At 30.1% G+C, this 12,733-nt stretch carries 12 protein-coding genes and 1 pseudogene; 4 read left to right on the forward strand and 9 right to left on the reverse strand.

Annotated elements, in window-relative coordinates; genetic code table 11:
* Positions 1-39: 39 nt before the first annotated feature.
* The 6 genes and pseudogenes from CD135_RS07265 to CD135_RS07290 form a co-directional block, all read right to left on the reverse strand.
* On the reverse strand, positions 40-681 hold the full coding sequence (locus tag CD135_RS07265; RefSeq protein WP_103269110.1) for an SdpI family protein: 642 nt from the start codon (positions 679-681) through the stop codon (positions 40-42).
* A 19-nt stretch (positions 682-700) separates the two neighbouring features.
* A complete protein-coding gene (locus tag CD135_RS07270) occupies positions 701-955 on the reverse strand; it encodes an autorepressor SdpR family transcription factor (RefSeq protein WP_016999831.1) in 255 nt (84 codons plus the stop codon).
* A gap of 135 nt (positions 956-1,090) precedes the next feature.
* The gene (locus CD135_RS07275) at positions 1,091-2,068 is read right to left on the reverse strand and encodes a LacI family DNA-binding transcriptional regulator (protein WP_103269111.1); all 978 of its coding nucleotides are present in this window, start codon (positions 2,066-2,068) and stop codon (positions 1,091-1,093) included.
* 186 nt (positions 2,069-2,254) lie between these two features.
* Positions 2,255-3,682 (reverse strand): glycoside hydrolase family 32 protein, encoded by a 1,428-nt coding sequence (locus CD135_RS07280; RefSeq protein WP_103269112.1) that lies wholly within the window; start codon positions 3,680-3,682, stop codon positions 2,255-2,257.
* 5 nt (positions 3,683-3,687) lie between these two features.
* Positions 3,688-4,976 (reverse strand): annotated as a pseudogene (locus CD135_RS07285) (oligosaccharide MFS transporter).
* 170 nt (positions 4,977-5,146) lie between these two features.
* Positions 5,147-6,037, reverse strand: a complete 891-nt coding sequence (locus CD135_RS07290; RefSeq protein ID WP_103269113.1) for a fructose bisphosphate aldolase — start codon at positions 6,035-6,037, stop codon at positions 5,147-5,149.
* Between the two features lie 193 nt (positions 6,038-6,230).
* On the opposite strand from CD135_RS07290, the gene CD135_RS07295 reads away from it, so the two are divergent.
* Entirely contained in the window at positions 6,231-6,572 is a 342-nt protein-coding gene (locus CD135_RS07295; protein WP_070045197.1) for a DUF4889 domain-containing protein, read from the forward strand.
* 53 nt (positions 6,573-6,625) lie between these two features.
* On the opposite strand, the gene CD135_RS07300 is transcribed toward CD135_RS07295, so the two are convergent.
* The 3 genes from CD135_RS07300 to CD135_RS07310 are packed head-to-tail and all read right to left on the reverse strand — an operon-like array spanning position 6,626 to position 10,122.
* Positions 6,626-8,029, reverse strand: a complete 1,404-nt coding sequence (locus CD135_RS07300; protein WP_016999837.1) for a PTS transporter subunit EIIC — start codon at positions 8,027-8,029, stop codon at positions 6,626-6,628.
* A gap of 21 nt (positions 8,030-8,050) precedes the next feature.
* The gene (gene chbG / locus CD135_RS07305) at positions 8,051-8,782 is read right to left on the reverse strand and encodes a chitin disaccharide deacetylase (RefSeq protein WP_016999838.1); all 732 of its coding nucleotides are present in this window, start codon (positions 8,780-8,782) and stop codon (positions 8,051-8,053) included.
* On the reverse strand, positions 8,779-10,122 hold the full coding sequence (locus CD135_RS07310; protein WP_103269114.1) for a family 4 glycosyl hydrolase: 1,344 nt from the start codon (positions 10,120-10,122) through the stop codon (positions 8,779-8,781). Before CD135_RS07310 ends, chbG begins: the two co-directional genes overlap by 4 nt.
* 134 nt (positions 10,123-10,256) lie before the next feature.
* Between CD135_RS07310 and CD135_RS07315 the strand changes: the two genes are divergently transcribed.
* From CD135_RS07315 to CD135_RS07325, 3 genes are all read left to right on the forward strand, one after another.
* Complete coding sequence (locus CD135_RS07315) at positions 10,257-10,970, forward strand: GntR family transcriptional regulator (protein WP_103269115.1); 714 nt, start codon at positions 10,257-10,259, stop codon at positions 10,968-10,970.
* A 19-nt stretch (positions 10,971-10,989) separates the two neighbouring features.
* Positions 10,990-11,475 carry a GNAT family N-acetyltransferase gene (locus CD135_RS07320; protein WP_103269116.1) on the forward strand — a complete coding sequence of 162 codons (486 nt, stop codon included), beginning with the start codon at positions 10,990-10,992 and terminating at the stop codon, positions 11,473-11,475.
* A gap of 208 nt (positions 11,476-11,683) precedes the next feature.
* Positions 11,684-12,619 (forward strand): mechanosensitive ion channel, encoded by a 936-nt coding sequence (locus CD135_RS07325; protein ID WP_016999842.1) that lies wholly within the window; start codon positions 11,684-11,686, stop codon positions 12,617-12,619.
* The last annotated feature ends 114 nt before the right edge of the window (positions 12,620-12,733 follow it).

Raw genomic sequence — 12,733 nt, forward strand, 5'->3', positions numbered from 1 at the left:
AAAAGTTGAACCAAAAATAAACTTTTAGGGATGATTATTTTATTTAGCTGTTGAATAATTAATATATGAAAATAAGTATGGCACGATAACGAGGGCGATAACTAATGGTATTGTAACGAACGAATTAATTTTACCAAATACCCCGAGTAATAAATATATAAGTCCAACGATAATATATATTCGAGATGTAAATCGGTGAGTTTGTTTCCAATTCTTTTCACTTTTTAGAGTCCATTTATTTTTGATACCTAAACTTTTGTTTTGTGGTAATTTAGGTAAGTAGTTACCAATAATGATAAGAATTACAGCTAATACAAGCGGGATAATATAGTTGATAGAAATGTTCTGACCAAGTGCATTAAATATCATAATAAGAGAAATGATATATAAAAATCCTTGTGTTAAAGAAGAGAAAAATTGGTCTAAATTAACTAAGTTTGAATAATTCTTCCTTTTTTGATCTTTTTTTGTAGAAAATATAAACGTTAAATAACAAAATATCATAACGGCTATCATTATTAAGGCAGCAATATACTTATTAGCTATCCAATTTACTGAGCCATTATTACTGTATTGCATAGGTATAGAATCTGGTAAGTAAGCGAATGAAATCAACCACGTTAATATAGCTACTCCAATGATGAAAATGGCGGTTTTTGTGTTTTTTAATATGTCTTTCATAATAAAACTCCTTTATATTTTAGTTTTTAAACTTAATAATCCAGTTAATTGCTTCTTCAAATACTGATAAATTCAAATGGTAATAGATATATTTACCTTTACGTTCAGCATATATTAAGTCATTAAATTTAAGAATTTTAAGGTGCTGCGATACACTTGCTTGACTCATATCAAATTGTTCTGCTATTTCACTTGCTGTTAGTTTCTCATCTTTAAGCATTTCTAAAATATCTCGCCTTGTCTTGTCTGATAAAGCTTTAAATATGTCTCTCATGAACCCCACCTTTCCTTTCAATTAATCATTTAAGTATTTACTTAAATGATAAAATATAAAGTGAAAATTGTCAATATAAGTTCAAAAAAGGAGCCTAAGACATAAAAAATGTCTCAGACTCCTTCATACTTACTATTAACATGTACTTCCATTCCAAATTGAAACAGGAAGTATATATTCAGATAGTGTTTCTTGTTTTTCAAGCCTTAGATTTAAGACTTCAAGTGCTTTATTGGCTATTTCTTCAATAGGTTGGACTATTGTTGTTAAGTTTGGAAACATATTACGCATAATTTTAGAACCATCATATCCGACAATAAGTAAATCTTCAGGAATGTTTTTATTGAACTTTTTAGCAATTTGCATGATAAGTAACGCGTCTACATCGTTTGAAGCGAATACACCATCTACATCTGGGTGATCTATAAATATTTGGTTGAAGATTCCAGTTTTCTCTGTGTAAGAGATATTAAAATCTACAGAATAGTGAATAGGTTGAAGTCCATGATATGTCATTGTTTCTTCATATGCTTCTCGTCTTCTGTTTGCAGGTGTATCTAAAGTATCTGGACCTGTTGTATGTATGATTTTTTTAGCACCTTTTTGAATTAATCTTTCTGTAGCTTGTTTACCGCCTGAGTAATTATCAGATTCGATTACTGGTATGTCTTGGTTCATAATTCTATCGATTGCTACTATAGGAAGGTTTTCATTTTGATACTGTTGAATATTTTGGTTATGTGTACCAACGATTAAACCGTCGACTTGATTTGATAAAAGTTGATTTAAATAATTTTTCTCTTTTTCAGGATCATTCATTGAGTTCCCAATTATAACTTTATAACCTTGGGAATATAGCTTTTTCTCTAATTCTTCTACAAGTTCTCCAAAGAAAGGATTACTTACTGCAGGGAATAATAGGCCTATAATATTAGTCTTTTTATTATAAAGCTGACGTGCGACAGTGTTAGGTTGATAGTTTAATTTTTCCATAGCATCGTATACTTTATCGATTGTTTCTTGACTTAAATAGCCACGTTTATTTAATACTCTAGATACTGTAGTTTTTGATACATTGGCTAATTTAGCAACATCATCTAATTTAGGTTTCATATTTTAATCCTTTCGCCATAGTATTGAAATTCATTATTCATCATTATATCAAACATTTAGTATTTGTATCGTTAAATACTAAATGAAAATCATACTGGATTATAAACATGGTGTGTTATATAAACGAAAAAACCATCAAAGTAGACACTAAAAGTGAAAACTTTGATGGTTTTGTAAATACGTATATTAGAATTTGATTGCTTGATTATTTAGTTCATAAATTTCGTAGTTCGTTGAAACTGAGTCTGAAGCATTTATCCAAACTTGTGGATTTTCTTCTAAATAATATCTTTCTGTGAACACAGATTCTCCGTCATTAATGAATATCTCTATAGAACTTGTATCGATAAATATGCGCAAGTTAACTTTGTCATCGCTAAGAATGTTGGCATATCTTGTATCATCTGTATCTTTGCGATATAACTCAAATTCATTAGTGTTAGAATTATATTTCAAGTTTAAAATGCTATTTCCATTTTTATCAGTTAAATAAAATGATGTTTCAGCATTTTGTTCTGATGTGAATTTGTGTTCTAAATTAATTTCTACATGAGAAGAATCGTCTATTAATAAAAGGTCATCTTTTAATTCTGTGCTGTCTGAATTTAGTTTTTCATTTCGTAGTGATTTCAATTCTTTAACAGGTTTCATATATATTTTTTCGTTTTTAATGTGTAGTTGTCTTGGTAAAGTTAATGCTCCAGCCCAGCCATCTTCTTTTTCAGGCATGTCGCTTTCCCACATCGCCATCCAAGCAATGAGGATTCTACGACCATCAGGAGCTTGAGTTGTTTGAGCTGCATAGAAATCATGTCCAAAATCTAATTCTTGGAAATTACCTCTATTAAACTCTGTGTTGTCGTCATTAAATTGACCAGCAAAATAACCATTTTGGAATAAGTTTAAATATTTTTTCTCTTCTTTGTCTATACCTTGAGGTGAACATAATAAAATATCTTTGCCATCTAATCTAAATACATCAGGGCACTCCCACATAAAGCCTTCTGTTTTTAATCCTTTAGATTTACTTGGTGCACCAATGTATTCCCAATTTAATAAATCGTCAGATTTATAAAGAATAATTCTACCTAGACCATCTTTTTCTTGGCTTCCTAGTACCATATAATATTTATCATTTTCTTTCCAAACTTTAGGGTCTCTAAAGTGATGAGTATTATCTTCTGGCTCAGAAGCAATTACTGGATTATTTTCGTATTTAGTAAAGTTTATACCATCTTTACTGTAAGCCATGTTTTGGTTTTGCCAGAAGTTATCTGGGTCACCATCGCCATAGTAGTGATGACCTGTATAGAATAAGTATAAAGTATCATCTTTAACAATAGCACTTCCTGAGAAGCAACCATCTTTATCTTCTGGAGAACCCGGAGCAAGTGCTATCGGTAAGTCTTCCCAGTGTACTAAATCCTTACTTCTTGCGTGTCCCCAATGCATTGGACCCCATTCTGCACTATATGGATAATGTTGATAAAAAATATGATAATAGCCATTAAAATAACAAAATCCATTAGGATCATTAATCCAACCAGATTTGGCCATCACGTGGTAGCCTAACCTATATCTATCATCTGTTAATTGTATTTGTTCATTTGTCATGTCAATTATACCTCTTTCTTTTTTATTTGATTTTGACGAGTAAATGGATCACCATAAACATCTTCGTCATCCTTTTTAAATGCGAATATCGCAAAAATTCCTGATATTAAAGCAATTCCTGAAATCACTAAAAATGTGTTGCTGTATCCTATGTTATCTCTTAGCGTTCCTAAAGGTGTTGATAATATAACTTGTCCAATTTGGGCAGCTATTTGGAACCCAATCATATATAAAGTGGCTGACAACTTAGGATTAAAATGTAGCGTAATATATCTAAACATTGGAAGCATAAATAATGGTACTTCAATAGCATGCATCATTTTAATAATTGAAATCGTAAATGGCGTAGTTAATACACCACTGAGTCCGATTCTAGCAACCATTACACAGACACCAAGCAATAAAGTATTTCTAACACCTAATTTATACATGATGATAGGCACAACACCCATCATTAAAGCTTCGAAAAATACTTGAATAGAATTTAACGTACCATACATTTGTTGGCCGGTTTCAGGTGAACTGAATAATTGTGTGTAAAAATCCGGGAACATTTGTTGGTCATAAATTGTATAGAACGACCATGAGAACATAATAAAAATAACGATTATCCATAAGTGGGGTAATTTAAGTAAATCGAGCATCTCTTTGAAACTCGGAATAGAACTATCAACATCCTCATCGCGAATTTCATCTTTAGCTTTATCTTCTTGTTTAGGTTTCCAAAATATTAAATTTAATAATAAAAATAAACCTAAAATTGAACCTATCCAGAAATTGTACTCTGGGTTTTTAACAAATAAAAATCCTGCAACTAAAGCTGATATAGCGTAACCAAACGAACCCCATGCTCTCGCTTGACCATATTTAAAATCAAAATAACGACTAAACGTTCAGAAACAGCTTCGTAAATACCAGCGGCTGAAAGGAAGCCAGCAGATAGAAATAGTGAACCAACTATTATTCCAATCGTAAAGTGATTTTGAATGAGTGGTGCATAAATCCATATGAAAAATGGACCTACTAACGTTGACATCGTAGCACAGAAAATAAGTAAACTTCTCTTCAATACTAATTTATCCTGAAGAATACCATATGCGAACATTAGAATTAAAGTTACGAATGAGTTGGCTGAATATATCGTACCAACTTCACTACCAGATAAACCTAGACCATTTTTTTCTGAGGTAAGCCAAATTTGAAAGAATGACCACCAAATGGACCATGACGCGAAAAATATTAATAAAGTAAATGAAGACTGCAAGTAAGACTTGTTCTTAAAAGTTTGAAACATTTGCAATTAAATAATACCTCCTGAACCTTGAAAGGGCTTTCCTATAAAGAAGTGTATATTTAAATAAACGATATGTCAACCGGTTAACATATAAAATAAAAAAATAGTATCAATCATTTTTATGAAATTCAAAATGATTGATACTAAATTAAATATGAGTTTTATAATTATTAATTTTTATTAACTGAAGCGTCGTAGATTGATTCTACAGCGTCTGCTAGGCCTTTATCGAATTCTTCTTTTGATTGTCCTGCGAATAAGTCTGTAACTAATGCGCGTGAGAAACTAGCGATTAAGCCTTCATTTTCTTTTAATAATTCGTTTGCTTTATTTCTTGAATAACCGCCAGATAAGGCAACAACACGAATTACGTTTGGATGTTCTATTAATGATTGATATTGATTTGGTTTTGTTGGAATTGTTAATTTCAACATTACGAATTGATCATCGTTTAATTTATCTAATTCTTTAGCAATTTCCTCAGTTAAAATATCTTCAATTTCTTCTTTATCTTTAGCGTTGATATTAACTTCTGGTTCAATAATTGGAACTAAACCTGCTTCGATAATTTGTTTTCCAATTTCAAATTGCTGTTGTACTACTTTAGTAATAGCTTCTTTATTTGCTTCTAAAATATTTGAACGCATTTTAGTACCGAAAACATTGCGATCTTTAGCGCGTTTTAATAGTTCGTCTAAACCTTCTATTGGTTTCATTAACTGAACACCATTTTCTTCATCAGCTAGACCTTTGTCTACTTTTAAGAATGGTACAATACCTTTATCAGCTAAATAATTAGATGTATATTTACCTTCTACTTCACGATTCATCGTTTGCTCGAATAATATAGCACCTAAAATTTTATCAGCGTTAAATGCTGGAGATGTTATGATACGTGTTCTCATTTCGTGAACAAGTGTAAACATTTCATCTTCACTATTATATTGATCTTCATCAATACCGTAGTCTTTCAATGCTTTTGGAGTACTACCACCACTTTGATCTAGTGCTGCTATAAAACCTTTACCGTTTTTAATTTTATCAAATTGTTCTTGGCTCATTTTTTCCACTCCTTATGATTTTCTACATGTACAGTATGATGAATATTAAAAGTTATCGCAAGTATTTAAGTTTCATGAAAAAATATTATGTATAAATTAGTTTCTACAATTATGTCGAATTTAAGAAGTTTAAGGCTATGTCATTTCATAAATTGGACTAACGCTTTATTATAGAGGATAGGGAGGTTTCTCAATGAATAAAAAATACGCAATTGCACTTATTTCTGGTTTAGCTCTCGTAGCAATCGCTGTAGCCGTATTGTTGATGTCTTCAACACAAAAATCTACTTATTATGGTTACATGGAAAATAGCACTACAGCTGAAAAAGTAGTAAGTGAAAAAGATAATAAAGTAACAGAAAATGTTAAAATTAAGAATACAGAAGACTTTAAACCTAAAAAAGGTGACTTTGTAAAACTTATTTCTAATGATGACGGTAAAACTTATTATAAAAAAGATATAGTAGATCATGACGATATTCCACATGGTCTTATGATGAAAATACATGAAATGGATATGGACATGGACATGTAATAAAAACGCCAAAATCTAAATGATTTTGGCGTTTTTTTATAAAATAATGTTAATTAGGTGTTATCCATTTCTTTATTAAATTCCTTAACAAGTTTAGTTACTTCTGGTCCGATAATTATTTGAGCATTATGTTTATCAATGATTACAACACCGTGAGCGCCAGTTTGCATTATTTTTTCTTTGTTTATCAGTGAGGTATCTTTAAGTTCTAATCTTAATCTAGTGATACAGTTTTCATATTCTATCACATTTTCTTTAGTACCTATATTTTCTAATATTTTCTTGGACATATATTGATATTGGTTATGCGATAAAGATAAATCTTTTTCTTCTTCGGACTTTTCTTCATCAAAATTATTGTCTTCAATTTGGCCGATTATTGAAACTTTTCGTTTAATAATATAGAAGTAAAAAGTAATAAAATAAAGTATGAAAAATCCTATGCCTACTGGAATTATCATCCAGCCTTTATCTGATAAACTTAGGTTCAATACATAGTCAATGATGCTGCCACCCCAAGAGAATCCTTCCCTAATGTGCAAGTAGTATAAGGTCATTCCTGCTAATCCAGTATATACAGAATGTATAAAGTATAAAAATGGCGAGGTAAATAGAAATGTAAATTCAATAGGTTCTGTTATACCTGCGACTATAGCTGTAAAACTACCAGAACCCATTAAAGCTTTTGTATTTTGTTTATTGTATTTTGCTGCTTTGGATATGGCAAGGGCAATGGCAGGTACACCGAACATTATTGAGACAAAATATCCACTTAGGAAATAACCTGCTGTAGGATCTCCGTTTAAAAATCTTGTAACTTCTCCATGAACAACTTCTCCTCCTGATGTTTTAAAGTCTCCCAGACCAAAATAAATATAAGTATTTAACACATGGTGTAATCCAAATGGAAGTAAAAATCTATTTAAAAATCCATTTATAAATACTCCTAGTCCTCCTAAAGTTACTAGTGATTGAGCTAGCCAATCAATTGAAGACTGAGCATAAGGCCAAATTAAAAAACATATACCTGTTACAGGTAACATAAGTACTATAATTACAGTTATGGGAAAATTCTCTCCAGAGAAAAATGAAAAGACTTTTGGTAGTTCTACATCTTTAAATTTATTGTAGACCCAAGCTGCAAGAAGCCCTGAAATGAGTCCTCCAAATACACTCATGTTTAAATCAGAATCAAGTAAATTAAGTCCTTCTTTTAGTATAGATATTGCAATAAAACCAGCTAGTGCAGGGATTCCTCTATCTTTAGTTTTTGATAACCCCATCGCTATACCTATTGCTATAAGGATATCAATATTATTAAATATTGCTCCGGATGCTTGAAATAGTTTCCAGTCCAGTAAATCTTCTGAACTAATTCTAAAAAGTATACCAGCTGCAGGTAAAGCTACTATTGGAATCAGCATTGATTTACCAAGCTTTTGTAAGAATCTCATCATAACAAATGTCCCCCTTTGACATTACAATTGTGAATAATTGATTAATGTTATCCCATTCGCTTTATTAAAAGTAGATTTTGCATGTTCGCTTGTTAATAAATCTAATTCTTCAATTCTTGGCATGACAAAAGATGAATGATCTCTTAAAAATTTATCTATATATGCTGGATGGCACATTATTTCTACAGTTTTATATAATTGATATTTCTCTCTGATGATTTCGATAGGGTTTAAAATTGTTTCAGGGTGATACTCAAAGTAATCAACCATTTTATAATTAGGATAATTCTTTTTATCTCCTAAATTATTTCGAATAGGCAGTTGATATTCAGATGCTAATTTTAAAAATACTGGTTCTATTATGTCTAAATTATTTACATGATGATGAGTATCCATATGAGTAGGTGTAATTCCAGTCTCTAAAAATTTTTCGATTTGTTCTTTCCATTCGTTGTATAGTTCATTTGTGTCTATATAAAATTTTTGTTCGTAATGAGATAAATCTCTAAAATTTCCATCACTATCTACTAAAGTATATAAATTATGTGTTAATGGTTTCCCACAAGTTAAAGTTAGGTGAATGCCAATGCCTAGATTCGGGTTTTCTTTCGCAAGTTGGATTGCATGGTTAAAACCTGGCATATTTGTTAAGCAAGTCGTTGAAGTAAGTATGCCATTTTTAAAAGCATCGATAATTCCGTAATTTACCCCATTTGAATAACCGAAATCATCTGCATTTATGATAAGCTTCATAATGTTTCCTCCCTTTTATTTAAAACGGGCCAATGGTCTTTATTCGCTTCAAATAAATCTTTTAAGACTTCTTTCGCTTTATTCGTGTCTATGACAGTTCTATTTAAAATAAGGGCTTGCAATAACTTTTCATAATCATTATCAAAGTAAGCTTCGATTATTAATTTTTCATACGCGTATTGATTTTCTAGTAATCCTTTATAAAATGTAGATATTTCACCTATTTTAAAAGGCTCTACACCTTCGTTACCAAGTAAAGCGGGAACTTCTACAAGGGCGTCATAAGGTAGATTAGAAATAATTCCTTCATTCCTTGTCATTATAATAAAGCGTTCTTTTAAGTGATGAACAAGCGAAGCGGCAATACGAATCATGTATATACCATGTATATCACCAGAAATATCAATATTCTGAGTACTATTTTGATTAATGATAACGTCGCAGTCAGTGAAAACCTCTTTTTCTCGTCCATTTATAACTTGTCTAGCTCGAGTATTGTCCATAGGTTCCTTTTTAGATAATTCATTAGGATAAAGATAATATTGTAAATACGTGTTAGGTAGATATTCATTAAAGTCTTGTATCATTTGTTTAGCTTGTTTAAAAGTAGCTTGCCAGGAAGGGTCATTGGCAATTAATTTATCTGTAGGTTTAAAATCATTATCCAGAATAAGTTGTTTGAGCTGAGATGTATAATCATAACCCTGCTTATTTCGTATACTCGTAAACCATCCAAAATGGTTTAAACCAAAATAATCAGCTTCTAAATTCCATATATCTTCTTCCAATATGTCTGAATAGCTTTTCATAATTGCTATAGGCATATCACATATATTTAATAATCGTTTATCGTCAGGGAAGATTTTATCTAATGCTAGGCCAACAATTGCAGCAGGATTTGTATAGTTCAAAATCCAAGCATCTGAATTTAATGAACGAATATCATCGACAAGTTGAATCATATCAGGTATTGATCGTAACCCATAAGCCATGCCTCCAGCGCCGCATGTTTCTTGTCCTACTAATCCGTGTTTAATAGGTATTTGTTCATCTTTTTCTCTCATAGTTAGACCGCCAGTACGAATTTGGACGAATATAATATCAGTATCTTTAAAGGCTTCTTTTTTATTAGAAGTGTATTTAAAATTTTCTAATGAAGGGTAATGTTCTTTCAATAATATAGAAGCAGCACGTCCTATCTTTTCTTGTCGCGAAGTATCTGTATCGTATAGCGTAATATGACTTAGTGGTAAATGTTTCGATTCTTCAATTAAACTCATTAATATACCTAGCGTATATGTACTTCCGCCACCAACTATTGTTAATTTACTCTTTCTCATTATTTTGTAACCCCTTTCAAGTAACATTATATAATATGTATTGTAAAAATCAATACAAATATAATACATATTTTAAATGTGTATGCTTTTTGAGTTTGAAGTGTTAAAATAAACTATGAAGGTGAGGGGTTTTTATGAGCGATAAGAAAATGCCTTTATATCAAAAAATCATGAAAAATATTCAAGATTATATTAAAAATCAAGGGCTAGAGCATGGAGATGTTATACCTACTGAAAAGGCTTTATCAGAAAAATATCAAGTAAGTAGGGTAACTATTAGAAAAGCTATTTCAAGACTAATAGAAAAAGAAATATTATACAGTATTAAAGGGAGCGGAACTTATGTAGCTTTCCCAAAATTTGAACATAATTTATTTAAGTTACAAGGATTTACTGAAGAAATGCAACCTTATCATGATTCTATTAAAAACAAAGTGATAGAATTTAGACTTATAAAACCAAATGATGAAATACAAGAAATACTCAATCTCAACAAAGAAGAAAAAGTATATAACATAAAAAGGATTAGAAAATTGAACGGTGAAGTTTTAATTATAGAAAATGCTTATATACCGTTTGAACTATTTCCTGATCTTTCTGTTGAAGCCATGACTAAATCAAAATATGGTTATTTAAAAGAAAAGGGATATGTTATAAAAAAAAGGGTAGAAGAGTTTATACCTAGGTTACCAAGTGAAGATACAATGGAAATTTTTAATATAAAATCTAATACTCCTTTATTAGAATTAAGAGCACATTCTATATTAAGTAATGATGAAATATTTGAATATTCTGAGGTATTGTATCATCCTAAAAAATATAAATTTAAATTAGAATTATCAAGATAACAAAAAGGGGGATATTATTATGTTATTACGAGAGAAGAAAGAATCTGATGTTGAAGAATTAGCTAAAGTGCATTATGAGTCATGGCTTTCAACGTATAAAGGAATTATTCCTGAGAGTTATTTAGATGAAATTACTTTGGAGTCTTACATAGAAAATCATTATAAATTTAATGCACCTTGTATTGTTGCTGAAATAGATAATAAAATAGTAGGTTTTTTAATGTATGCTAAAGATAAAGATGATGATACTAGTGAAAATTGTGGAGAAATACTCGTCATTTATTTACTTGAAGCATATCAAAATCAAGGTGTAGGTACTCAATTAATGATAGAAGCTGAGAAGAAAATGAAACAGGAATATGATCAATTAAGTCTGTGGGTAATTGAAGATAATTTACAAGCAGTGAATTTTTATGAGAAGTGTGGGTTTAAAAAAGATGGAAAAGTAGAATTAAGTGAACATGGTGTTGTTTTACGTGAAACCCGTATGATAAAAGATTTATAAAAACCATATTGCGATAAATGAATATCGCAATATGGTTTTTATTTTATATATCGATTACATACACTTTAATATATTAGGATATTAATTCTTTGGAATTTAAGAATAAACAACGAGATTAAATTTTTTTAAAGTTTTTTTAGAATTATTAATAAAAATATGATTATTAATATAATACTAGGGTAACATACTAAAAAAGGAGGATATATATATGAGTAAAATTACAGATTCATTTATGAATGCATTAGATAGCATTATTGGATTTATTCCAAATTTAATTAGTGCGATTATTTTATTAATCGTAGCTTGGATTATTGCAGTAATTGTTAAAACGATTATTGTAAAAGGCTTAAGAGCTATTGGATTTGAAAAATGGTTAGAGAAAAAAGGATTAACTGAAGCAGGTAGTGGTAAATCTGAATCAGAAGGTTTAATTCAAACATTCGGCAAACTAGCTTACTTCATTATTTTCCTATTATTCTTGCCATCAGTGTTTGATGCATTAAATATGACATCAGTATCAACACCTATTAAAAATATGATGGATAGTATTTTAAACTTCTTACCTAGAGTTATAGTAGCAGTAATAATACTAATAGTTGGTTTATTTATTGCTAAAGTATTAGGTACATTAGTTAAAAACTTATTAACTAATTTAAATGTTAGTCGTTATAACCATTATGTTAATTTTGGTGAAAACAAAGAAAGTATAGATATTCCTTCAGCTACAGGCTGGATTCTTACAACAATAATTGGTTTATTCTTTGTTGTTGAAGCTTTACACACTGTAAACTTACAAGTGTTAAATACAATTGGTGAAGCAATTATTGGTTACTTACCATTAGTTATCTCAGCAGCTATTATCTTAGTAATCGGTTTTGTTGGTGGTAACTTATTATCTAAACTTATCAAAAAATCTACAGGCAATGGTCTTGTAGCAGAAATTGTTAAGTATTTAGTAATTGTTGTTTCAGTATTTATGACACTAGATCAATTAAACTTTGCTCAAAGTATTGTTAACGTAGCATTCTTACTTATCTTAGGTGCTGTTGCAGTAGCATTTGCTATTTCATTCGGTATCGGTGGTAAGTCATTCGCAGAAAAAACTTTAAGAAAAGTTGAAGACAAAGCAGACTCTGATAAATAATATTGAAGAATCCAAATAAAGAGGCTGGGCTAAAATAATTGCTCAGCCTCTTATATTATGTAATTAACAACGTAGTAAATCCATAATATAAAACAAATCACATATCAAAATAAA

Source organism: Mammaliicoccus lentus (assembly GCF_002902755.1).
Taxonomy (GTDB): Bacteria; Bacillota; Bacilli; order Staphylococcales; family Staphylococcaceae; genus Mammaliicoccus; species Mammaliicoccus lentus.